This is a genomic window from Rhizobium sp. 10N427 (assembly GCF_056394605.1).
Genome location: NZ_JBFTID010000013.1, coordinates 124,774 through 147,908, shown reverse-complemented (window position 1 = coordinate 147,908; position 23,135 = coordinate 124,774). Strand labels below are relative to the sequence as shown.

At 60.5% G+C, this 23,135-nt stretch carries 23 protein-coding genes; 16 read left to right on the top strand and 7 right to left on the bottom strand.

Annotated elements, in window-relative coordinates; translation table 11 throughout:
* Positions 1-32: 32 nt before the first annotated feature.
* The 4 genes from AC1DIJ_RS23565 to AC1DIJ_RS23550 all read left to right on the top strand — a co-directional run bounded on the left by AC1DIJ_RS23565 (position 33) and on the right by AC1DIJ_RS23550 (position 4,536).
* Positions 33-962: an NAD-dependent epimerase/dehydratase family protein gene (locus tag AC1DIJ_RS23565; RefSeq protein ID WP_112390459.1), complete on the top strand. Its 930-nt coding sequence runs from the start codon at positions 33-35 to the stop codon at positions 960-962.
* A gap of 1 nt (position 963) precedes the next feature.
* Positions 964-1,542, top strand: coding sequence for a sugar transferase (locus AC1DIJ_RS23560; RefSeq protein WP_112390331.1), 579 nt, complete (start codon positions 964-966; stop codon positions 1,540-1,542).
* 376 nt (positions 1,543-1,918) lie between these two features.
* Positions 1,919-3,268, top strand: a complete 1,350-nt coding sequence (locus AC1DIJ_RS23555) for an O-antigen ligase family protein (RefSeq protein ID WP_112390332.1) — start codon at positions 1,919-1,921, stop codon at positions 3,266-3,268.
* Positions 3,268-4,536, top strand: coding sequence for a glycosyltransferase family 4 protein (locus AC1DIJ_RS23550; RefSeq protein WP_112390333.1), 1,269 nt, complete (start codon positions 3,268-3,270; stop codon positions 4,534-4,536). The genes AC1DIJ_RS23555 and AC1DIJ_RS23550 overlap by 1 nt, the downstream gene beginning before the upstream one ends.
* A 238-nt stretch (positions 4,537-4,774) precedes the next feature.
* Here AC1DIJ_RS23550 and AC1DIJ_RS23545 read toward each other — a convergent pair whose 3' ends face one another.
* The 3 genes from AC1DIJ_RS23545 to AC1DIJ_RS23535 form a co-directional block, all read right to left on the bottom strand.
* Positions 4,775-5,428 (bottom strand): methionine ABC transporter permease, encoded by a 654-nt coding sequence (locus tag AC1DIJ_RS23545; protein WP_477831565.1) that lies wholly within the window; start codon positions 5,426-5,428, stop codon positions 4,775-4,777.
* Positions 5,409-6,491: a methionine ABC transporter ATP-binding protein gene (locus AC1DIJ_RS23540; protein ID WP_112390335.1), complete on the bottom strand. Its 1,083-nt coding sequence runs from the start codon at positions 6,489-6,491 to the stop codon at positions 5,409-5,411. Before AC1DIJ_RS23540 ends, AC1DIJ_RS23545 begins: the two co-directional genes overlap by 20 nt.
* A 91-nt stretch (positions 6,492-6,582) precedes the next feature.
* Complete coding sequence (locus AC1DIJ_RS23535; RefSeq protein ID WP_112390336.1) at positions 6,583-7,416, bottom strand: MetQ/NlpA family lipoprotein; 834 nt, start codon at positions 7,414-7,416, stop codon at positions 6,583-6,585.
* A gap of 240 nt (positions 7,417-7,656) precedes the next feature.
* Between AC1DIJ_RS23535 and AC1DIJ_RS23530 the strand changes: the two genes are divergently transcribed.
* From AC1DIJ_RS23530 to AC1DIJ_RS23500, 7 genes are all read left to right on the top strand, one after another.
* A complete protein-coding gene (locus tag AC1DIJ_RS23530) occupies positions 7,657-9,063 on the top strand; it encodes an FAD-dependent oxidoreductase (RefSeq protein ID WP_112390337.1) in 1,407 nt (468 codons plus the stop codon).
* Between the two features lie 174 nt (positions 9,064-9,237).
* Positions 9,238-9,795 (top strand): FMN reductase, encoded by a 558-nt coding sequence (gene msuE, locus AC1DIJ_RS23525; RefSeq protein ID WP_112390338.1) that lies wholly within the window; start codon positions 9,238-9,240, stop codon positions 9,793-9,795.
* 5 nt (positions 9,796-9,800) lie between these two features.
* On the top strand, positions 9,801-9,974 hold the full coding sequence (locus tag AC1DIJ_RS23520; RefSeq protein ID WP_162698748.1) for a hypothetical protein: 174 nt from the start codon (positions 9,801-9,803) through the stop codon (positions 9,972-9,974).
* Between the two features lie 24 nt (positions 9,975-9,998).
* Positions 9,999-10,154 (top strand): hypothetical protein, encoded by a 156-nt coding sequence (locus AC1DIJ_RS23515; RefSeq protein ID WP_162706082.1) that lies wholly within the window; start codon positions 9,999-10,001, stop codon positions 10,152-10,154.
* Positions 10,155-10,164: 10 nt separating this feature from the next.
* Positions 10,165-10,305, top strand: a complete 141-nt coding sequence (locus AC1DIJ_RS23510) for a hypothetical protein (RefSeq protein ID WP_310293858.1) — start codon at positions 10,165-10,167, stop codon at positions 10,303-10,305.
* Between the two features lie 12 nt (positions 10,306-10,317).
* Positions 10,318-10,914 (top strand): RBBP9/YdeN family alpha/beta hydrolase, encoded by a 597-nt coding sequence (locus tag AC1DIJ_RS23505; RefSeq protein WP_112390339.1) that lies wholly within the window; start codon positions 10,318-10,320, stop codon positions 10,912-10,914.
* A 77-nt stretch (positions 10,915-10,991) separates the two neighbouring features.
* A complete protein-coding gene (locus tag AC1DIJ_RS23500) occupies positions 10,992-11,651 on the top strand; it encodes a peroxiredoxin (RefSeq protein ID WP_112390340.1) in 660 nt (219 codons plus the stop codon).
* A gap of 183 nt (positions 11,652-11,834) precedes the next feature.
* On the opposite strand, the gene AC1DIJ_RS23495 is transcribed toward AC1DIJ_RS23500, so the two are convergent.
* The gene (locus AC1DIJ_RS23495) at positions 11,835-12,755 is read right to left on the bottom strand and encodes a hydrogen peroxide-inducible genes activator (protein ID WP_112390341.1); all 921 of its coding nucleotides are present in this window, start codon (positions 12,753-12,755) and stop codon (positions 11,835-11,837) included.
* A gap of 160 nt (positions 12,756-12,915) precedes the next feature.
* Here AC1DIJ_RS23495 and katG point away from each other — a divergent pair, with 160 nt between their 5' ends.
* The 3 genes from katG to AC1DIJ_RS23480 all read left to right on the top strand — a co-directional run bounded on the left by katG (position 12,916) and on the right by AC1DIJ_RS23480 (position 16,544).
* Complete coding sequence (gene katG, locus AC1DIJ_RS23490; RefSeq protein WP_112390342.1) at positions 12,916-15,108, top strand: catalase/peroxidase HPI; 2,193 nt, start codon at positions 12,916-12,918, stop codon at positions 15,106-15,108.
* A 202-nt stretch (positions 15,109-15,310) separates the two neighbouring features.
* The gene (locus AC1DIJ_RS23485; RefSeq protein WP_148194320.1) at positions 15,311-16,009 is read left to right on the top strand and encodes a helix-turn-helix domain-containing protein; all 699 of its coding nucleotides are present in this window, start codon (positions 15,311-15,313) and stop codon (positions 16,007-16,009) included.
* Between the two features lie 79 nt (positions 16,010-16,088).
* Entirely contained in the window at positions 16,089-16,544 is a 456-nt protein-coding gene (locus AC1DIJ_RS23480) for an RrF2 family transcriptional regulator (protein ID WP_162706083.1), read from the top strand.
* A gap of 106 nt (positions 16,545-16,650) precedes the next feature.
* Here AC1DIJ_RS23480 and AC1DIJ_RS23475 read toward each other — a convergent pair whose 3' ends face one another.
* Entirely contained in the window at positions 16,651-17,814 is a 1,164-nt protein-coding gene (locus tag AC1DIJ_RS23475) for a porin (RefSeq protein WP_112390345.1), read from the bottom strand.
* Positions 17,815-18,248: 434 nt separating this feature from the next.
* Between AC1DIJ_RS23475 and AC1DIJ_RS23470 the strand changes: the two genes are divergently transcribed.
* The gene (locus AC1DIJ_RS23470) at positions 18,249-18,719 is read left to right on the top strand and encodes an RrF2 family transcriptional regulator (protein WP_112390346.1); all 471 of its coding nucleotides are present in this window, start codon (positions 18,249-18,251) and stop codon (positions 18,717-18,719) included.
* Here the strand turns inward: AC1DIJ_RS23470 and AC1DIJ_RS23465 are convergent, their stop codons facing one another.
* Positions 18,720-19,805, bottom strand: coding sequence for an acyl-CoA dehydrogenase family protein (locus AC1DIJ_RS23465; RefSeq protein ID WP_112390347.1), 1,086 nt, complete (start codon positions 19,803-19,805; stop codon positions 18,720-18,722).
* A 228-nt stretch (positions 19,806-20,033) separates the two neighbouring features.
* Between AC1DIJ_RS23465 and AC1DIJ_RS23460 the strand changes: the two genes are divergently transcribed.
* Positions 20,034-20,771, top strand: coding sequence for a metallophosphoesterase family protein (locus AC1DIJ_RS23460; protein WP_477831564.1), 738 nt, complete (start codon positions 20,034-20,036; stop codon positions 20,769-20,771).
* Here the strand turns inward: AC1DIJ_RS23460 and AC1DIJ_RS23455 are convergent, their stop codons facing one another.
* Positions 20,772-23,129 carry a polysaccharide biosynthesis tyrosine autokinase gene (locus AC1DIJ_RS23455; protein WP_112390349.1) on the bottom strand — a complete coding sequence of 786 codons (2,358 nt, stop codon included), beginning with the start codon at positions 23,127-23,129 and terminating at the stop codon, positions 20,772-20,774.
* Positions 23,130-23,135 lie beyond the last annotated feature (6 nt).

Genomic DNA, 23,135 nt, shown 5'->3' with positions numbered 1-23,135 from the left:
AACTCGCAAGAAAGTAGATGCCGGAGGCTGAGATGTTTCTCGTAACCGGCGCCTCTGGCTTCGTCGGTCGGGGGCTTTTGCGCACTTTGCAGCAACGCGCGATTCCGTTTCGTGGCACGAGCAGAAGCGCAGGTCTCGTGTCTGTAGGCGACATTCACGGCGCGACCGACTGGTCTGCCGCCTTGGAAGGTATTGATGTCATCATCCATCTAGCGGCCGTTAATCAAAACGTTGTCGAAGGCTCGACAGCGGTTTTCGCCGAGTATCGATCGGTGAATGTCGAGGGGACCATTAATCTTGCGCGTCAGGCAGCGGCTGCCGGTGTCAGAAGGTTCGTCTTTCTCAGCTCGATCAAGGCGAACGGCGAGGAGACGGCCAGGGGCAAGCCCTTCACGGCTGCGGGTAACCCTGCTCCGCAAAGTGATTACGGCCGAACCAAGCTTGAAGCCGAACAAAGGCTCACCCCCCTTAACAACAGCACGAAAATGGAAATCGCCGTCATTCGATCTCCCTTGGTCTACGGCCCCGGTATGCGCGGAAGCTTCCAGGCACTTGTGCGGCTGGTGCAACGCGGCTTGCCGCTACCCTTCGCTTCAATCGATAACCGCCGCTCGATGGTGTATCTTGAGAACTTAACCGATCTGATCGTGGCCACAGCCACCCATCCGGATGCCGCAGGTGGGACGTTCATGGTTGCCGACCGGAAGAGTCCATCTACGCCCGAACTGGTGCGCATGATTGCGGCGGCAACCGGCTCGTCGACCTCGCTGCTGCCGTTTCCGCCAGCACTGTTGGAGCTCGTGGGGAGCGCTACGGGAAAACGCGAACTGGTCCATCGTCTTACGCGCTCGCTAGAGGTCGACATCTCCGAAACCAACCGCCGTCTTGGCTGGACACCGCCATTTGAGATGGGCGACGCGCTGTCACGAACGCTTGACCTCGCACAATACGCCGAGGAGTGATATGACAAGCAAGCTCAACCAACGGATCAAGAGGGCATTTGATTTTTGTGCGGCGGCGGGCGGCTTGGTCGTTCTGTCCCCCGTTCTGCTTGTGCTCACTGTCACGGTCCGGCACTCATCGCCCGGCGGCGCGTTCTTTCGTCAACAGAGAGTGGGACGAGGCGAGGTTCCGTTCACGTGCCTGAAGTTCAGGACGATGGCGGCAGGCACGCCAAACGTAGGTTCTCATGATGCCGCAGAAGCCTGGATCACGCCAATCGGCAAGACGCTCCGTGCCTACAAGCTCGATGAGTTGCCGCAGCTCGTTAACGTGCTGAAAGGTGAGATGAGCCTTGTAGGCCCGCGTCCCTGCCTGCCGAGCCAGTCTGATGTCATCGCTGCGCGCAGAGCCAAGGGTGTATTTGTTGTTCGCCCGGGCATCACCGGTCTGGCGCAAATCGCCGGTATTGACATGTCGACCCCGGAAAAACTTGCGGCCGCCGATGCCGAGTATGTGGAGACCGCCAGCCTCTGGCATGACATTGCCATGATCCTGGGCTCTGTAATCGGCAAGGGAAAGGGTGATGCCGCGCTAAAGTAAGCATCGAAACGGAAGTCGAAAGCTTGAACCGGACCGCAAAACCCATCAGGTCGCCATTCCGGAAGCGTCTGTGTTCTCGCAAGATCAATATCGTATTTTTATTGGTAAGGACGCCATGCGAATGGCTGAGATGAGAAATTCCGCTCCGTAAATAGCAGCGACAGGATATGTTGGCGGTCGGCTTGTCTTCGAGCATCGAGATCGAGCTAGCGGTTTCCGATGCCGGATGCCATTTCGACCGTCAATATGTACTTTCGGTTGCTGCCCGGGTTTTGAAAACAATGCTTGCCACACTGCGGCGATGCAGCTTATTTGCATCGCAACCGATGCTGGACAATGCAGTTCCGGCTCCTGAATATTGGCATGTGAGGCGGCTATGTTTTCCAAGGTGCGGGCGGTTCTGGACGATGGGTTCATCGTCGGTTTGGTGTTCGCGCTTTTCCTTGCCGGCAAGATAGTGCCTTATTTGGTCGTCGTCGGTGTCGTGCCGATAGTGATCTTCTGGAACAAATCTGATTACGCAAGCTCGCGCAGCGCAATCCTGCGCTTTGCGTTGCCGGCCGCGGGCTATTTTGCTTTCTGCCTTCTGCTTTTAGTTTTCTATCCAGGTCTTCAGGCCGGCGAGAAGCCGCCTCGTAACCCAGATTTGGAACTTTATGCGATCGCAATTGCTATGCTCGCGATTGGTTTTTTACGCGGCCAGCAGATCAAGAATTTGTATGGTCGCTTTCATGTTGTCGCTCCTTGGTCGCTTGTCGCTGCCTTCGCTGTGCTCAGCGGTTACATGTTTCTCGGCATCCGGGATAGCTGCCGCGTAAGGGCGGAAGCAGCTTGGCCGTTTATTCCTGCGGTTATCTTCACGACTCTGGCCTTCTTGTTGCTCCTTGACTGGGAGGATTCATCGAGACGCGCGCGTTTCCTACGCCTTGCGCTGATCTCGCTCAGCATCGTTGTCGTACTCGGCTACACGGGCTCACGCGGTGTCGCAGTGGCACAGTTTGGAGTGCTTGCAACATTTATGCTGTTGCGCCTGTCACGAAAGTTTCTAGCCGCACTTCCCACAGCAAATGAGCTCTTGGCCTCGGCAGCTGTTGGGATGTTGCTCTGCCTGCCAGTCCAAGCAGCAACGGGATGCAATAATTTTGGCAGGCTTCCAGCAGTTTTCGATATTTTTGGCAACGCTTATGCAATCGATGCGGAAGCGCCGACAGATGGCGCCAAGCCCGGAACCGCAGTTCAGATTGAAACCAATGAGGGCCAAGGTGTTGCGTTGCGCGCTGAAGCGGAGCGTGCAGCAGCCCAACGGTCTGGTGATCCTTCGATAACGCTACGTCTGGATATGTGGGCTGTTTCAATAAAAGCTATTCGCGAAGCGCCTTTCTTTGGTCACGGTGCACTGTCACTTCGGTCGATCATTCAAGATCGGTTTGGTTTCGAGCATAACCACAATCAGTATCTGTCGTGGCTGGTGACTGGGGGGATCGTTTTCTTATGTTTTGGCTTGCTGTTCTTGTTCACGCCTTATCTGCTCTCCTATGGTCTTCCACCCGCTAACCGGGCAGTTTTGACGTTGTCTGTCACCGGGCTTTGGGGCATAGCGATGGTCTTCGATTCTTTTCTAAGTCTCGATTTCTACCTGCATTATTTCAGTTTGTTGCTCGGCTTCTTGTTCGCTCTGACAAGCGATATGGTTCGAGCAAAACGCCCGCAGAACGAGTGCAACTGATGCCGCAAGATACCGTTTTCTTCGATGTTACAGAAGCTTTGCTATCTGCTTCGGCTCGGCGCATCCAAAATTATGGCATTGCCCGGACGGTTGTCGAGGTCGGCAAAGAGGCTGCTCCACTTGATGAGAATATCCGCTTCGTTGTTTTTTCTTTCGGCACGCGATGCTTTTACGAAGTGAAATGGCACAGGGCCGACGATGGCACGGTGGTATTTGATTTGCCGGAAAATGTCGGGCAGCGCTGGTTTCGGACATATTACGGCGGAGCGTTTCTGCTGTCGGGCATTGCGCATCTGCTCAATATCTCGATGGCATCAAGGCGCAACAAACGGCTCTGGGAGAAGAACGCAAGTAGCCTTTCGAAGATCGATATCCAGGATGGGTTATTCGTTTCGGCGGGGCGGCCGAAGTTGATCGTCGACATGATCAAGGCACTGAAGAATGCTGGATCCCAGGCGGCCGTCGTGCCGCTGCTTCATGATTTTATGCCATTGCATAATGGTGCCACAAAGCGGTTCCGTCGTTTCGACCGCAATTTCCTGCGGGACAACCGCTTCGTTATCGAGCGGTCGAAACTGATCCTCGCCAATTCCGAATTCACAAGGGACGAACTGGGACGCTTTGCTGCGGCAAGAACGCTGCCGAAACCGGGGCCGGTCGCGGTCGTCCCGCTGGTTCACCATTGTCCTGATGGTGTCGAGGCTCCGGAAATCAGCCTGCCTGCGGCACCTTACCTGCTTTCCGTGGGGGTTAATCTTGGCCGAAAGAATATCGAGGTGGTGTTTAATGCACTGCTGCGGATGAAGGCAGCAGGCCGTGAAGTTCCCAATCTTGTTCTTGCCGGTGCTCCCCGGAAGAGACTTAAGCGCTACGCGGAGCAGGCCGCGTTGCGCCCAATTCGTGACCATATCATTTTTGCCAAGAACCCCAATCAGACCGATCTCGTCCGTCTTTATACCAATGCCCTCGCGGTAGTGGTTCCGAGCCGCATAGAAGGCTGGGGGCTGCCTGCCGGTGAAGCACTGTGGTGCGGAACGCCGGCGATCTGCTCGACCGCCCCGGTCCTGCGCGAAGTTTGCGGTGACCTGGGTCTCTATTTCGATCCGGATGATCCAGATGCGTTGGCAGCGCTGGTCGATAAGCTGATGCAGGATACATCGTACCGCGAAAGCTTGCGGCAGCAGATAGCGGGGGCCAAGCCCCGGCTGCGCACCTGGAAGACTGTCGCAGGGGAAGTCTTGGCCGCTCTTCGCGCGATAAAGCGTTAGGCTGTTCAAGTTTTGACGCCAGAGTAGAGCTGCTCTGGCTCGCGGTTGCGAGGCCTGCGATCTCGGGCAACAGATGCTGGAACTCTGGGAGCGCATCGGCGGCATCGGCCGCCTGTCGCAAGATCGCACCGACGAGATGGCCCTGGTGCTCTCAAGGCTGAGCTTCAGCTTGGAGTGGATCGAGTGAGCGAGAGGGTGCGCCGGCTGCGCGGCGCGCCCTCTGACATCTGGCTAAGTTTCAGCGGTGATCCAGCCGCTCCACCAGCCGGTCGCCGAGYCACTGGATGCCGCAGACCAACACGATGAGCACGATGACGACGGCGATCATTACCGATGTCTCGAAGCGCTGGTAGCCGTAGCGGATCGCCAGATCGCCGAGGCCGCCGGCACCAATCGCACCGGCCATGGCCGAGGCGCCGATCAGCGTCACCAGCGTTACCGTGAAGCCGGCGACGATGCCGGGCAGGGCTTCGGGCACCAGCACCTCGCGGATGATCGTCCAGCGATTGCCGCCCATGGCGCGGACGGCGTCGATCAGACCTCGGTCGACTTCGCGTAGCGACACTTCGGCGATGCGGGCGTAATAGGGTGTCGCGGCGATGGCCAGCGGCACGATCGCTGCCCAGGTGCCGAGTGCGGTGCCGACGATCAGCCGTGTTAGCGGGATCAGCGCCACCAGAAGGATGATGAAGGGCACCGAGCGGAAACCGTTGATGACCGCACCGAGGACGCTGTTGATCCAACGGTTCTCGGCAATGCCGCCGCGGGCCGTCAGCACCAGCGCCAGGCCAAGCGGCAGGCCGGCGACCAGCGAGATGATGCCGGATGCGGCGGTCATCAGGATGGTTTCCCAGAGCGACCGCAAGAGCAGGTCAAGCATGATCGGTGTCATAGCCGAGTACCTCCACCCGCGCCGAGCGGGCCGTCAGAAATTGTTCGACCTTGTCCTTGAGGCCGGGATCGCGGGCCGGGACGGCGATGAAGAAGCGCGCCACCGGCTGGTTCTGAATGTGATCGATGCCGCCATGGACGAGGCGGAAGGAATGCGGGAGCGCTGCCGAAAGATCGGCAAACAGCGCGCCCTGCGCCTCCGGTCCGGCGAGATCGACGCTGAGGATCACTTCGGTGCCGGTATCGGGCGAAAGCCTGGCGGCGATATGCTCCGGAAGCTGCGGGCGGATGCTGCCGAGCAGGCTCTTCGTGATAGTGCTCTGCGGATTGCCGAAGACCGACCAGACCTGACCTTCTTCGACGATCCTGCCTGCGTCGATGACGGCGACGCGATCGGCAATGCCGCGGATCACTTCCATCTCGTGGGTGATCAGCACCACCGTCAGCCCGAGCTTGCGGTTGATGTCCCTCAGCAGCGCCAGGATCGAACGGGTGGTTTCCGGATCGAGCGCCGATGTTGCCTCGTCGGAGAGAAGCAGAGCCGGGCGAGCCGCGAGCGCGCGGGCGATGCCGACGCGCTGCTTCTGGCCGCCTGACAGCGATGAGGGGTAGGCCTTTGCCTTGTCTGCCAGACCGACGAGATCGAGCAGTTCGCGTGCCCGCTTCAGGCGTTCGGCCTTCGCCACGCCTTCGATCTTCAGCGGTAGCGCGATGTTTTCCTCGACCGTCTTCGACGACAGCAGATTGAAATGCTGGAAGATCATGCCGATCCGGCGGCGCAGCGGCTGCAGCGCGCTTTCCGGGAGGCTGGTGATATCGCGACCCTCGATATGGATTTCGCCGCTATCGGCCCGCTCCAAACCATTCAGGCAGCGGATCAGCGTCGACTTGCCAGCGCCGCTGCGGCCAATGATCCCGAAGATCTCGCCTTTCCTGACCGTCAGCGAAATGCCGTCGAGGGCGGGCGTCTCACCGAAGCGGCGCTTGACGTCGACTAGCCGGACGACATCGGCCGCGGCATCCTGCTTCGCCCCGATTGCCGGGGCGGACACGTATGAATTCATTGTCTTTCCTTCAGAAATGCCCAAGGCGGCCCGGACGATTGACGTCCGGACCGCCTCGGATTCGCGCCTTTCCCCCAGCGCGAATTTTGACTTAGTAGGCGCTCAGGCCCGTTCCCTTGTAGACCTTGTCGAACTCGGCCTTGACGGTGTCGTTCTGATAGGCCGAAACCAGCGTCTTCACCCAATCGGCGTCCTTGTTGTCTTCCTTGACGGCGATGAAGTTGCGGTAGGGGTTGTCGGCGATCGGCTCCTGGGCGATGCGCTCTTTCGGCGACAGACCACTCTTCAGTGCCCAGTCGGTGTTGACGACGGCGCCGTCGAGATCGTCGATCGAGCGGCCGACGATGCCGGCGTCGAGTTCCTTGATCTCGAGCTTCTTCGGGTTCTCGGTGACATCGGCGAGGGTGGCGAGAATGCCGGTGCCGTCCTTGAGCTTGATCAGGCCCTCGTTCTGCAGCACGCGCAGCGCACGGCCTTCGTTCGACGGGTCGTTCGGCACGCCGATAATGGCGCCCTCGGGGATCTCGGCGACCGTCTTGTACTTCTTGGTGTAGAGGCCGATCGGCCAGACGCCGGTATAGCCGACCCGAACGATATGGTAGCCGTGCGTCTTGATCTGGTTGTCGAGATAGGGCTGGTGCTGGAAGGCGTTGGCATCGACTTCGCCGCGCTCCAGTGCTTCGTTCGGCTGCGTATAGTCGTTGAAGGCGATGGTCTCGATCTTGAGACCCTTCTTGGCGGCTTCGGCGGTCACGACGCGCCAGACGTCTTCGTCCTCGCCGCTCATGATTCCGACCTTGATGGATTTATCGGCTGCGACCGAAGGAAGCGGCGCGGCAAAGGTTGCCAGCGCAACGGCCGAAACGGCGAGCGCTGCGAGGCTTGCGCGGCGCGTCAGGGCGAGCGTGGAGAAAGTCTTGTTCATATTATTGTCCCGTCTTGATGATGAGAATTGATCTCTAAACAGCCAAAAGCATGTCAGATCGCGGGCGCGCCTTCGAAGCACGGGTGTCTCTTCTCGAATGCAGGCCAGAAAAACTCTTGCGAAAGCGGCGGGGCTTGCCGAATAAAATTCCACATTTTTTATAGAGTATATTGGTTGTGCGGAATGATGATCCGCCTTATTGCGGATTGCAGCAGTGAATGATCCAGGTACGATAACGTGATGAACAGCGGTGGCGGTCTTTCCAAGGTCGTGGCAATTATTGGCGGGGGCGTATCCGGCGCCGGTGCCGCCTATCATCTTGCACAAGCGCTTGCACCCGGGCAGGCCGATATCATCGTCTTCGAACCGCGCGAGGAGCTTGGCCGCGGGCTCGCCTACGACACGACGGATGCGGCGCACCGCATCAATGTGCCGGCCGCCCGCATGAGCCTGTTTCCCGACAGGCCGGAAGATTTTCTCGACTGGATCGCCGCCACCGATGGCGTTGCCGGCGATCCGCGGGCTGTTCGCTCCGATGGCAGCCTCTTTCCGAAGCGCAGCCTTTTCGGCGCCTATATTGCCGCCCGTGTGCAGCCGCTCGTTGACGAGGGCAGGATCATCCACAGGCGCGCGTCGGTGACCGGTGTCGAGAAGACATCGGATAAGTGGGTTATTTCCGACAGTGCCGGTGCGGAGACCCGCGCCGACTATCTGGTGATCGCCACGACGCATCCCGCACCGTCCGCACCCCGCGGGCTGCAGGCCGCACTCGCCGGTCATCCGCGATATGTTGCCGATCCGACGGCCGCAGGCGCGCTCGATGCGATCCGCCCTGATGACCGTGTGCTGATCGTCGGCAATGGTCTGACGGCGGCAGATATCGTCGCATCGCTTTCGCTTGCCGGTCACCACGGCGAGATCGTCTCCGCTTCCCGGCGCGGTCTGCGGTCGCGCGGCCATGCCGCAGTGGCGCAGGAGCCGTTCGGTGATTCCACGGCGCAACCCGCGAAGACCGCCTCGCAGCTTCTGAGGAATATTCGCCGGACGATTGCCGAGGCGGGCAGGGCGGGCATCAGCTGGCATTCCGTCATCGACGAGGTGCGCGGCCATGGACGGCAGATCTGGCAGGGGCTTGCGCTTGCCGAGCGGCAGCGCATCGTCCGGCATCTGCGTCCCTTCTGGGATGTGCATCGCTTCCGGATCGCTCCGCAGGTGGAGGAGGCGCTCGACCAGGCAATCGGCGAGGGGCGGCTTTCGGTGCTGGCCGCGTCGGTGCGCGATGCAGAACGTGATGGCGAGGAGATCGGCGTCACGCTGAGGCTTCGCAACGGCAGCACGCTGGCGAAGACCTTCGACGCCGTGGTGGTGACCACGGGGCCGGCGCATGGCGGCATCCTGCAGAGCCAGCTCTGGCTCAGCGAGCTGGCCGAGGCCGGCTGGCTGGAGCTCGATCCGACGGGGTTGGGCATTGCCTGCAACGATCGTTGCGAGGCGATCGGCCGGGCAGGCGACGCCGAACCGTCGCTGCTGATCGGCGGGCCGCTGGCGCGTGGTACCTTCGGCGAACTGATGGGCCTGCCGCAGGTGACCGAGCATTCGGTCTTCGTCGCAGCCGAGTTGCAGCGCAAGCTGCTGCAGGCTGACTGACAGAGGCGCCTTTTCACACCGTTTTGGCGCTTGTTCGCCTGCGGCTCACTGCCATCCCGGACAAAGCTCAACCTGAGGGATCGAATTTCCCTGCCGCTCTCCAGAATGGAATTCCATTCCTTTAGTGCACTAAATTTATAGAGAATATTTAGCGCAAGATTAAAGGAGAGAGACATGCCCCTTCGCCTCGTGGGAATCGCCGGCAGCTTCAGCCGCCCGTCCAAGACCTACGCGCTCGTCGACCATATCGCCGGTTTGGCGGCTGAAAGCTATGGTTTCTCGACGAAGGTCTACGACTTGCACGACGTCGGTCCGTCGCTTGGTTCGTCGCTGTGGCGTAAGGAGCTTGATGCGCAGGCTGCCGCCGTCATTGACGATATCGTCAATGCCGACGTGCTGGTGGTCGGCTCGCCGACCTACAAGGGCTCCTATCCCGGCCATTTCAAGCATCTGATCGATCTGATCGAACCGCATGAGCTGCGCTCCAAGCCTGTGATCATCACCGCGACCGGTGGCGGTGACCGGCATGCGCTGATGGTCGAGCATCAGTTGCGCCCGCTGTTCGGTTTCTTCATGGCCCACACGCTGCCGACGGCCGTCTACGCCTCGGATCGTGATTTCACCGACTACAAGGTCTCGTCGGAACCGTTGTCCGGCCGGATCGGCGCCGTTGTCGATGAGCTGGCGGCCTTCTTCCCGGCCTCACGCCGCAACCTTCAAGCCGCGGAGTAACGCTCATGGGCGGCGCTGGCTTGGGTTTGCGGATGGCGGACGAGCTCTGGAACGTCTTCGATTTTTCCCGCCGCTACCGGCTTCCTGTCCGTGAGCAGAACCGCTTGCTGATGCTTTTCGGCCCGGTGGCCCGTGCCGAAGACCTGCTTGCCAATGCAAGACGCAACCAGTCGATCTGACGATCTCATGAGGAGAACCGGGTTATGAGGCTTGTATTCGAAATCCTGTCGATCCTGCGGCAGGCGCTCAGCCATCCGCAGCCGCTCGATGCGGCGCTGCTTTCCGAAGGCGATCGGGAGCCCAGCGCCCGCGACTATGAATTCTACTATTGGACCCCGGCGTCCGGGCCCTGGTATTGAGGAGGCTGGCATGGCCGTTTTCGACGACCGCCGCCCGGCGCCGCTTTCACCGTCCGGCCGGATCCTGCGCAGCAGCGCCGATCTAGCCGCACCGGCTGCCGCGGCGCTCTCCTTTGCTCTGCTTTTTGCCATCACCTTCGGCATTCTCTAGATCGGAGACGACATGACGCCGGTACTTATCGTTCCCGGACTTTTCGGATCGGAAGAGGCGCATTGGCAGAGCGCCTGGCTCAAGGATCACCCCGAGAGCCGTCTGGTTCAGCAGGAAGACTGGGATCATCCGCGCGTCACCCCATGGCTGGAAGCTCTGGAAACGGAGCTGGAGCGGGCGGGCGAGGCCTTCATCGTCGCCCACAGCCTCGGTTGCCTGCTGGCAGCCCGTCTGGCCGGACGGCCGGCGGCCCGGCGCGTGAAGGGCGCGCTGCTGGTCGCCCCTTGCGATTTCAAGGTCACCGACAAGCTGCATCCCGGCCAGATCAGTTTCGGTACCATGCCGACGGAATGGCTGCCGTTTCCAAGCATGCTGGTCGGCAGCCTCAACGACCATTACATGTCGCTTGAGCGGCTGACGCTGTTCTCCAGGCTCTGGGGCAGCGATCTGCGCAATGCCGGGCTCGCCGGGCATATCAACGTCGCCAGCGGATACGGCCGCTGGCCGGGCGGCTACCGGCTGTTCGAAACGCTGAAAACAAAGACGCGGCATCTCAGCAAAATCCCGCCGAAAAGGCATTCACTGGAGCGGGAAGTTCCTCTAGCGTAGCGGCGGACATTTCACCCGGTCAGGCATGAGGCATTCCCAGCCCCTGGCTGCCACCATCTTCATAAAGGTCCCATTCCATGAGCCTGCGTATCAATGACGTCGCCCCGGATTTCACTGCTGACACCAGCCAGGGTCCGATCCAGTTTCATGACTGGATCGGAGGTGGCTGGGCGGTGCTGTTCTCGCATCCGAAGAACTTCACGCCTGTCTGCACCACTGAACTCGGCGCCATGGCCGGGCTCGAGGGCGAATTCCGCCAGCGCGGCGTCAAGATCATCGGCATCTCGGTCGATCCGGTCGAAAGCCACGCCAAGTGGAAGGGCGACATCAAGACGGCGACCGGCTTCGAGGTCGAGTATCCGCTGATCGGCGACAAGGATCTGAAGGTCGCCAAGCTCTACGACATGCTGCCGGCCGGCGCCGGCGAGAGCTCGGAAGGCCGTACGCCCGCGGATAACGCGACTGTGCGCTCGGTGTTCGTGATTGGCCCGGACAAGAAGATCAAGCTTGTTCTCACCTATCCGATGACGACAGGTCGCAACTTCGCGGAAATACTGCGCGCCATCGATTCCATCCAGCTGACGGCCAAGCATCAGGTCGCGACGCCCGCCAACTGGCAGCAGGGCGACGACGTGATCATCACCGCCGCCGTTTCCAACGAGGATGCGATCGCGCGGTTTGGTTCGTTCGATACCGTGCTGCCGTATCTGCGCAAGACCAAGCAGCCTGCTGCTTGATGGGTGTCGCAGATGAGGCGCGCGCAGTGCTAGCGGCCCCCTCATCCGCCCTTCGAGCACCTTCTCCCCAGGGGGAGAAGGGAAAACAAGGGATGCCGCTCGCGCTGACATCCCCCTCTCCCGTTGGGGAGAGGGCAGGGTGAGGGGGCTCCGGGTATAACGTGTCCCAAGGAGGCGCCACCTTCACGTCTCGACGTGAAGGTGCTGCCTCTGCACGCCCCCCGCAGACCTCCTAATCACCTCACCGATCTCCATCAGTTGTCTGACCAGCGGTGTCGAGTTGCGCCAGATCATGCCGATGGTGCGTGATGGCCGGGGTGACTGGAAGTGGGCGATGGAGACCTGCGCCGAGCGGGTTTCGATTGGGACGGCCATTTCCGGGATTAGCGTGACGCCGATGCCGGCGCCGACCATCTGGACCAGCGTGGAGAGCGAGCTGCCTTCCATGATTTCCCGCGGCCGCGCTGAGCCGATGCGGCAGAAGGACAGCGCCTGCTCGCGGAAGCAATGTCCTTCCTCGAGCAGCAGCAGACGCATTTCGCGCAGCATGTCGCGGTCGGGCACCGGGCGGCCTTCATCTTCCAGACGGCGGACGAGCACGAATTCCTCGTCGAAAAGTTTCAGTTCGGCCAGCGACGGTTCAGAGACCGGGAGGGCGACGATCGCCAGATCGAGATCGCCTCGTGACAACTCCTGCACGAGCTTTGCGGTCTGTGTCTCGCGCACGTCGATCTGAATCCCGTCGAATGTGGCGTTCAGATCGTTTATGATTGCCGGAAGCAGATAGGGCGCAACGGTCGGGATAATGCCGATCCTCAAACGCGCCAGAAACGGATCGCGCGATGCGCGGGCGAGATCGCCGAGCTCATCGACGGCACGTAAAATGTCATGAGCGCGGGAGGCGAACATCTGGCCGAAGGCGGTGAGCTTCACCTCGCGGGCGCTGCGTTCGAAGAGATCGTTTCCCAGTTCCTCTTCGAGCTCCTTGATCTGCATCGATAGCGCCGGCTGCGAGATGGCGCAGGCATCCGCGGCAAGGCGGAAACGGCCGTGGCGGGCGAGCGCCTCGAAATAGCGCAGCTGTTTCAATGTCAGGTTCTTCATAACTTTATCTTATCGCGGCAATCAGTAAATCCAACTTAAATTTATCACACGCTTCCGATAAGAAGAGGGTAAGGGAGGAGGCGCCGAGGCGCTCAGCCGGCCAGAAGGCATGGCCCCTCCCTGTCGACGGCAGATCATCGAATAATTCAAGGAGAACGTCATGGACGACCAGAAACCCGACAGCGCAGGCAAATGTCCCGTACCGCACGGCGGTAATACGCCGCGCGCCAGAGGCAATCGCGAATGGTGGCCGAACCAGCTCAACGTGCAGATGCTGCACGGCCACTCCGTCCGCTCCGACCCGATGGGTGAGGGCTTCAACTATGCCGAAGAGTTCAAGAAGCTCGATCTCGATGCGCTGAAGCAGGACCTGCACGCGCTGATGACCGATTCGCAGGAATGGTGGCCGGCCGACTTCGGTCACTATGGCGGCCTGTTCGTCCGCATGGCCTGGCATAGCGCCGGCACCTACCGCATCACCGACGGCCGCGGCGGCGCCGGTCAGGGGCAGCAGCGCTTTGCCCCGCTGAACAGCTGGCCGGATAACGTCAACCTCGACAAGGCCCGCCGTCTCCTGTGGCCGATCAAGCAGAAATACGGCAACAGCATTTCCTGGGCCGACCTCCTGATCCTGACCGGCAACGTTGCGCTTGAGTCGATGGGTTTCAAGACCTTCGGCTTTGCCGGTGGCCGTGCCGACGTCTGGGAGCCGGAAGAACTGTATTGGGGTCCTGAAGGCACATGGCTCGGCGACGAGCGCTACAGCGGCGAACGCGAGCTGGCAGAGCCGCTCGGTGCTGTGCAGATGGGTCTCATCTACGTCAACCCGGAAGGCCCGAACGGCAATCCAGATCCGCTCGCTTCGGCGCGCGACATTCGCGACACGTTCGCCCGCATGGCGATGAACGACGAAGAAACCGTGGCGCTGATCGCTGGCGGCCACACCTTCGGCAAGACCCATGGTGCTGGCGATCCATCGCTCGTCGGTGTCGAGCCGGAAGGCGGCGCGATCGAAGATCAGGGGCTCGGCTGGAACAGCAAGTTCGGCACTGGCCGGGCAGGCGACACGATCGGCAGCGGTCTCGAAGTCACCTGGACGCAGACGCCGACGCAATGGAGCAACTTTTTCTTCGAAAACCTGTTCGGCTTCGAGTGGGAGCTGACCACAAGTCCGGCGGGTGCCAAGCAGTGGGTGGCGAAGACCACCGAAGCCTCGGTTCCTGATGCCTTCGATCCGTCGAAGAAGCATCGCCCGACGATGCTGACAAGTGACCTGGCGCTGCGTTTCGACCCGCTCTACGAAAAGATCTCGCGCCGCTTCCTGGAAAACCCGGCCGAGTTTGCCGACGCGTTCGCTCGCGCCTGGTTCAAGCTGACGCACCGCGACATGGGCCCGAAGGCCCGCTATCTCGGACCTGACGTTCCGGCTGAAGATCTGATCTGGCAGGATGTCGTTCCGGCCGTCGATCACAAGTTGATCGACGATGCGGACATCGCCGCTCTGAAGGAGAAGGTTCTCTCGACCGGTCTTTCCGTGCAGGAGCTGGTTTCCACCGCCTGGGCGTCCGCCTCGAGCTTCCGCGGTTCCGACAAGCGTGGTGGTGCCAATGGCGCGCGCGTCCGTCTTGCCCCGCAGAAGGATTGGGAAGCCAACCAGCCGGCCCAGCTCGCCAAGGTTCTCGGCGTTCTCGAAGGCATCCAGAAGGAGTTCAACGCTGCCCAGAACACTGGTAAGAAGCTCTCGCTGGCCGACCTGATCGTGCTGGCCGGTGCTGCAGGTGTGGAAAAGGCCGCGAAGGCCGGCGGCCAGTCCGTCAACGTGCCGTTCACGCCGGGCCGCACCGATGCGTCTGATGCACAAACCGACGCTGCTTCCTTCGCAGCGCTGGAGCCACGCGCTGACGCGTTCCGGAACTATGTCAACGGCAAGCGCAAGCAGTTCCTCAAGGCCGAAGAAGCGCTCGTCGACCGTGCCCAGCTGCTGACGCTGACGGCGCCTGAAATGACCGTTCTCATCGGTGGTTTGCGTGTGCTGAAGGCCGGCGCTCCCGAGCATGGCGTCTTCACGTCGCGTCCGGAAACGCTCTCCAACGACTTCTTCGTCAACCTGCTCGATATGGGCACGCAATGGGCTCCTGCTTCCGGCAAGGACGGCGTTTATGAAGGCCGCGACCGCAAGACCGGCGAATTCAAGTGGACCGGTACCCGCGTCGACCTGATCTTCGGCTCGCATTCGCAGCTGCGTGCCATCGCCGAAGTCTATGGCCAGGCAGACGCCAAGGCGAAGTTCGTCAAGGACTTCGTTGCCGCCTGGAACAAGGTGATGAACGCCGACCGTTTCGATCTCGTCTGATCGATAGGATCCGTCTGGACGCGGTAGAGACCGCGTCCAGACATCTGGTGCTCTTATTCCACGAGTCGCCGGAATCTCGCGGGATTGTGCCTTGCACCCATTCGCGCTGACTAATTTACGCCTGGATTAATCACATTTTTTGGACAGTGTGTTCCAGTTACGGGGATGGAAAATCTCCGGAACAGCCGTTAAAGATAGCGTCGTGATATATCGCGACTGGCCGATTGCGCCGTGCGAGCGACGAGACGACCGTACGGCGAACGCACGGCCGTCGATCCTGACAACAATACGGATAACCCTCTCCATTTCATCCTCCGCGGCGCCAATTCCTCCCAGGCGCATACGCGGCGATCCTGCTTTGATAATTCCTCCCAAGAAATTACAGCCGATACACACCATGACCACACCTTGCCCCGAGTTGTTTAAAACCCTCTTCGGCATCGCCTCCTATCCCGATACGCGGGAGACGGAGGAAAGCGACGTGATGCCGAGCCAAACTTTCAGGACGGCGCTGCGCATCGTTCTGGCTATTGCTTATAATCAGGCGCAGTCGCGCACGACGCCGCACCGCAAGATTTGCCGGATTGGCGGCATAGCCGAGCATGACGCCGATGCGATCCTCGGCCTTTTGAAGTTCGCAGATATTGTCCGCGGCGATGATGAAGGTTACCGGCTTGCCCGGTCGCCGCGCATGGTCTCGCTTGCCGAAATTTATGCCGCCGTCACGCCGGCCCGCAAGCTGCCGAAGACAAGCTTCGATTATCTCTATGATGCTCTGATCGACAAGGCCCGCACGGCAGCCATTGCCGACCTCGATGGCATTGACCTCTCTTCGACGCTCGCCGATCTGCTTGGGACCGGACAAGGGACGAGTTTTGAAGTGACCGACCGCGGCCACTAGCAACTGCAACTCGCCGATTCACAGCAATCGGCGATAGTGGTTCTAGATTTTTTGCTGTTTCGGCGGTATGTCACAATTGATGAGTGACACACGGTTTCCGACAGCGCTGCAAATCGTAGTGACGGTCGCGGTCAACGAGGCTGCGGGCGTTCGCACGACGAGCCCGTTATTGGCCGTCAGTCTCGACACGAACCCCAGTTTTGTCAGAAAAATCGTCTCGACTCTGTCGAAATCCGGCATCCTCGTCTCCAGCGACGGGGTCAACGGCGGGATACGCCTTGCAAGGCCGGCACCTGACATCAAGCTTCTCGACATTCATGGCAGCGTGCTGCCGGAGCAGAAGGCCTGGTCGGCAAGGGGAGGCATTCCCTCGATCTGCTCGGTCACCCGCAATATCGGTGCTGTCTCGGATCAGCTGAGCGCGCAGGCCGACAGTGCGGTCGCAGGCGTGCTAAAAGGTGTTACCGTTCAGGACTGTGTTGAGCAGATTCGCGCACTCGACCGCAGCGATCTCAGCGCCGCAACCCACTCCTAAAAACTCCAAATAAAAAAAGAAGCCCGGAGGGAAATCCGGGCTTCTTCACTGTGATCGGAGGTCAACCAGATCACTTGACGTGCGTCTCTAACCGCACGTCAATTCATTAGAAGTCGCGCTGCAGGCGGAAGAAGCCTTCAACCCAGTCAGCATCGCCCTTACCGTCAACCGTCTGATTGCCGTAGTCTTCCTTGACGTAGGTCGCGGTCAGCTTGGCATTCAGGTTTTCAACGACCTGGTAGTCGAGGGTCACGCCGGCGCGCCACATGCTGCCGTCATCCCAGCTGCCGTCAGCATCGGTTACGATGTTGTTGGTGTACTGAGCTGCCGGAGTGATGGTGAACTTGTCGGTTGCCTTCAGAGCGTACTGAGCAACGACCGTCCATTCGCCGTTTGCGTAGTAAGCGTTGCCGCCGTTGCCGGCATCGCCGAGACCGCTCGACCAGATGACTGCAACTTCAGCCTTGCCTGGGCCAACGTCTGCACCGATACGAGCCGTGACGGCGCCTTCCTGGTTGCCAGCGTCATAGCCGCCGTAGACAGCCCAGGTGAAGTTCGAGAACTTGCCGCCGACCGAAGCGTCAACGCCGAGGGTGTTGCCCTTGACGTCAGTGCCGCCGAGGAATTCGCTGCTGCGCTGGAATGTACGATCTGCAAAGTCACCGCTGTTGCCGCCGAGCTCTTCCAGAGCAACACCGGCGTAGAAATCGCCTGCGTCATACTGATAGCGAACAGCGTTCGTGTTCGTCACGTTTGCCATTGCATCGGTTTCGCCCGAGAAGTCGTCGTCCCACCAGCTGGTGAACTTACCAACGCGCAGACCAGCGATATCGATATAGGCCTGGTCGATGATCGTGCCGGTGGAAACGCCGCCGAGGGTCGTCGAGCTTTCAGAGGTGATGCCGCTTGCACCTGTAGCAACCGGACGGTTGTTGGCTTCAAGAACGATGCGGCTCGTCAGTGTGCCGTATTCCGTGTCGCTCTTGGCGTCAAAGGCGACGTGAGCGCGGGTACGGGAAGACCAGTCTTCGTTCGAGTTGTTCTTGTAAGCATCGCCGAAGCCGAAGCCGACGTCGAAGCGGAGGTAGCCACCGATCTTGAGGCAGGTTTCGGTGCCCGGAATGTAGAAGTAGCCAGTGCCGTAAGCGTCGCAAACGCGAACGTATTCAACAGCTTCCGGCTCAGCTGCAACAATGGCGTCGGCCGCGTATGCGCCGGACACCGAGCTCAGCGCAGCCGCCGAACCAATGAGAATAGAACGAATGTTCATAGCAGTTCCTTTTTCAATCGGGCGCAGGAGATCGCGCCGAGAAACCAGCGTCAAAAACCCATCCCAGTTTTGTCGAATCCCCTCAGGGGAAAGCGGCAACCCGCGAGTATTGGATCGCACATCAGCCTAACCGTATCAAGCTAAGATACGGTTAGGTCACGCTGTTGCGGACCCCTGTTGCCAAAACAACACAAATTGATGATCTGAAAACGCAGATATGGGCATGCTGCWGTTGCGAAGCAAGGCCTTTGATATTGAAAATAAAACAGAAACGGCTGGATCCTGCCGTCGCCTGTGCGAAAAAGGCGGCACTCTGCGCAGGAATCCGATGTAACCTATATAAAAGCTGGCTATTTCATTGCGCGCCCATGGTTTCGGCGTTATTTGACAATAGAAGAAGGCATAATGGCGCGAATACTGCAGGGCTATCGAAGATGCTGACGAAAAAGGGAAAATACGGGCTGAAGGCGCTGGTCGATCTGGCCAGGCTGGCGCCCGGAGAGACGGCGTTCATCAACGACGTCGCGGCGCGCAACAACATCCCGAAGAAGTTCCTCGATACGATCCTGCTCGAGCTTCGCAATGTCGGCATCCTGCGCTCGAAGAAGGGACCGGGCGGCGGTTACTCGCTGTCGCGTCCGGCATCGGAAATTCGAATCGGCCACGTCATCCGCACGCTCGATGGTCCGCTGGCTCCGATCCGCTGCGCCAGCCGCACGGCTTATGAAGCCTGTGACGACTGTTCGGATCCCGAGACCTGTCATGTCCGCCGGTCGATGACCGAGGTTCGCGACGCAATTGCCGATATCCTCGACAACATGACGCTGGAACAGTTCGTCGCCAAGGATGGCAAGCTCGGCGATGCCGACGTCGCCGAGGTTGTGCCGGTTTCGGCGGCCGGCTGATCAGATTTCCCAGTTAGGGCCATAATAGGCGACTGCTTTCGCATGCAGGCCTGCGAGCTTGCCGCCGAGCGCCCGGATGCGGGCGTTGCGCCAGTGCCGGTCAAGGTTGCGGCCGATTCCGCCCACGTCACCTTTTGCGATCTCGAAAATGGCGGCGGCGGTGCGCAATGCCAGTTCGCTTGAATGCGCCTGTGCAGCGGTGGCGGAAAACTCCGCCTCGGTGATCGCCGTCCCTGAATTGATCTGGGCGATATCGAGCCGGTGTCCAGCCCGCTCCAGGAGGGCTGCCGCGGCTTCGATGCCGACAATCAGCCCGCCTGCGGCCGGCGGCATGACTTCGGCTTCCTGCAATTCCGACAGAACGGCGCGGGCAATGCCGAGATCAACGCCGGCATGCAGCAGCGAGGCGATCGCAACGGCCGGTGCCTCCTGGCTGACAGCGGCATCTGCATTGGTCTGAACATTCTCAGCGATCAAAGCCGCGGTGCCGTTGGTGCGCTGGCCAAAGCCGTCCCAGCTGTCGATTACCTGCAGGCCTTCGCTCCTGCGGGCAAGATAAAGCAGAAGGTTGTTGCCGGGGGTCGAGATCGCCAGCCAGTCGGCGAAGAGCACGGCTGTTGCCTGCCGGCTGCGGCCACTGATGCGGTGGCCGAGGGGAAGGGCGGTAACAGCATCGGTGTCGAAGCTTGCTTCGGCAAAGCGGTCTCCCGCCAAAGCGCGAGTGAACAGCGGGCGCTTGAGATCGTCGCCAGCGTGCTGCCGCAAGCCCTCCAAAGCCGAGAAATGGACTGCCAGGCATTCGCCGATCGAGGCATCGCCCTCGGCGATGATCGCGACGATTTCCGCCAGCAGCGCGTTGCTGACGTCGAGACCTTCGTATTCGGGGGGCACGGTGATCGCCGTCAGCCCCGAAAGCGACAGTGAATCGAGCTCGGAATAGGGAAGGATGCGATTGATGTCGCGTTCGCTCGACTGGCGCCTGAAATCGGCGGCAAGGCGGCGCGCTGCGGCGACCGCTTCTTCCTCGCTCTCGATCCGGTGTGCGGCCGGCCTCAACCGGTCGTGCAATTGCGATACTGTTCCCATCGGCCATTCTCTTCTTGATGTCCGTATGAGTGATCGATCCCATCCTTGTTGATAAGGCCGCATTTTCTACAAAATCGGTACGGTTTGAATTTTTCTACCAGCTTGTCAGCTGCAACCTTTTGCCTAACTATTTCGTAAAGCTCACAATTCGCACTTCACGGCTTCCAGCACAGCGCGGGATCAACTATGGCTCATTCATTCGCAGACGACGACCGTGAGGTTAGGACCATGTCATCGCCATCCCGGCAGCGCCTCCAGTTCGACCCCGGCGATATGCCGATCTATGCGATCGGGGATATCCACGGCCGCCACGACCTGCTGGAGATGGCAGAGCACACGATCGTCAGGGATGCGGCGCGTCTTCCGGGCCGCAAGATGCTCATCACGCTCGGGGATTATATCGACCGCGGCCCGTCCTCGGCCCAGGTAATCTCGCATCTGATGATGCCGCCGCCGGAGAATTTCGACCGGATCTGCCTGACCGGCAATCACGAGATCATGATGCTCGACTATATCGACGGCAAGATTTCCTATGCCGAGTGGATGCGGATGGGCGCCGATGCGCTGCTGCGGTCCTATGGTCTCGATCCCGAGCATCTGCCGCTGATCTTTCCGACGGCCTCGAAGCTCGACACCTTCATCCGCCAGTCGCTGCCGAAGCCGCATATCGATTTCCTGCGCGAGATGCCGATCTATGCCGATACGCCGGATATTCTCTTCGTCCACGCCGGCATCGATCCGACACTGCCGCTGGAGCGGCAAAGCGACGAAGATCTCGTCTTCATCCGCGAGCGCTTTTTCCAGGCCATGAAGCCGCTGCCGAAGCTTGTCGTCCACGGCCACACGCCGGTCGAGGAGCCGGAGATCGAGGCAATGCGCCTCAATCTCGATACGCGGGCTTTCAAGACAGGCAGACTGACCGTCGCCCGGTTCTGGCGCGGTCAGGTCCACCTTTTTTCCACCTGATCAGGCGGTCGTTTCGGCCGGTTCCTGCTTCTTCGGGATCTCGTCGGTGTAATAGCTCACATATTTCTGGCGGTAGCGTTCGGTGCCGCCGAAATTGCTGAATTTGCTGAGCTCCGACATATCCGTCTTGTTGAGGATGACGCCGAGGATCTTCTGCTTGATCTGTGGCTCGGCATTCAGGATGTCGCGCACCACCGTCGTCGGTGTCTGGCCCCATTCGGTGACGAAGAGGAAGCCATCCACCTGCGGCGCAAAGGCCTTGGCGTCGATGACAGGACCAAGCGGCGCCAGATCGACCACCACGTAGTCGAACATCTTGCGGGCATTTTCCATCAGGTTGAACATGCCCTGCGACGCGAGCAGCTCGCTCGTATGCATCAGGTTGTCGTTGGAAACGACCGGCAGGATCGCCAGCTTGGTGCGGTTATCGACCTTGACGGCACTGGCCCATGGGATTTCGCCGAGCACGGCTTCGACGAGGCCCTTTTGCGGCGGCTGCTTCAGCATCCGGGTCAGGCCGGGATTGCGAAGGTCGGCGTCGATCAGCAGTGTGCGCTTGCCGCTGGAGGCCAGCAGGGCCGCGAAGTTGGCCGCAGTCGTGGACTTGCCTTCGCCGGGGAGAGCGGAGACGACGCCGATGACACGGTCGGACTTGCCTTGGAACATGACGTCGCTGGCAAGCTTGGCATTGCGCAGTGTTTCGGCAAAGACCGAGCGCGGCGCTTCCAGAACGATGCGCATGATGCGCTCGAAGCTGGCGCCGTCATCGGCCGCTGTCTCGACCGGCTGCGGTAGCGGCTCCTTGCGCGGCTTGAAGACCTTGCGTTCCTTCGGCGGCTTGCCGACCAGCGGCAGGTAGCCAAGGAATTTCAGGCCGAGGATGGTGCGTACATCGCCTTCGACACGGAAGAAGCGTTCGCGGAATTCCTGGAAAGCGGTCAGTGCGCCGCCGGCCATCAAGCCGAGCACGATGGCGAGACCGAGCGTCATGGTCTTCTTCGGGCTGGAGGGCGAGGCGGGGACACCGGCCTCGGATATCACGCGGGCCTTGGCGATCGGGAAGGACTGCTGCTGCGAGGCCTGCTCGTAACGGGCGAGGTAGGATTCGTAGAGGGTCTTCAGCGCCGTTGCGCGCTGTTCCAGATCGTTGAGCTGAACGATCGACTTGTTGGACTCCGAATTCTTGCCGGTCAGGTGCTCGATATTCTGGCGCAGCGACGCTTCGCGCGAGCGGGCGACTTCGAATTCGTTGCGGTAGCTGGAGGTCAGCTGCTGCAGTTCCTGGAAGATCTGGCGCGTGAGATCGGCCTTTTCCGTACGAAGCTGGACAGCCTGCGGATGGTCGGCGCCGAAATTGGTGGTGATCTCGGCTTCGCGGCGGCTAACCGAGATGTAGCGCGTGCGCAGATCCTGGATGACCGAATTGTCGGTCTGGCCGGAGGAAATGGCGGCATTGTTGACGGCGCCGTCCGGGCCTTGATCGACGATCGACTTGAACTGGTTGTAGCGTGCCGAAGCGCTGGCGGTATCGGCCTGCGAGACGATGAGCTGCTTGTTGAGATCGGCAAGCTGCTGTTCGGACATCAGTTCGCCGTTGGCGGAGGTGAGCCCGTTCTCGGTCTTGAACTTGGCGACTTCGAGGGCGGCCACCTGCGAGCGGTTGCGCAGGTCGGCAAGGCGTTCCTGCAGCCAGACAGAGGCGCGCTCGGTGGCGTCGAAATTGGCGTTCAGCGTATCGTTGAGATAGGCGTCGGCATAGGCCTTGGTAATCCGGGCGGCGAGCATCCTGTCCGTCGAGCGGAAGGAGACGGCGATCACCGAGCTGCGGGTGACGCGCGAGACATTGAGCGCCTGCTGCAGCATGGCGGCGGCCTTCTGACGGCGGCCTTCCTTGGCATCATCGTCCGAAACCGGCGGGCCACCGGGCGTCAATGCGCTGACGACGACCTTGAGGCCGGATTTCACGAGATCGACGGGGCCCTGGCCGGTGTCGAGAATCGTCTGATTCTCCGACAGGTTCTGCGCATCGACGACGCGCAGCGCCAGCTCGGTCGATTTCAGGATTTCGACGGCGCTGGCGATCTGCATGTCCACCTGCTGGGAGCTGGCCGCCGGCGCCTGATCCTCGGCATATTTGGTCATGCTGTCATCCAGCAGGATCTGCGTCATCGAGGTATATTGCGGCGTGGCGAACAGCAGATAGACGCTGGCGAGTGCCACCAGCGCCGCAACGCAGAGCGCAATCGAACCAGCCCGGCGGATCACAATGGCGATCAGGCGATCGATGTCGATAAAGCTGTCGCTATCGTCAGGGGCCTTCGGGACTGTGCTGTGCAGGGTCAGGTTTCGTTGGTTCATGGGCTC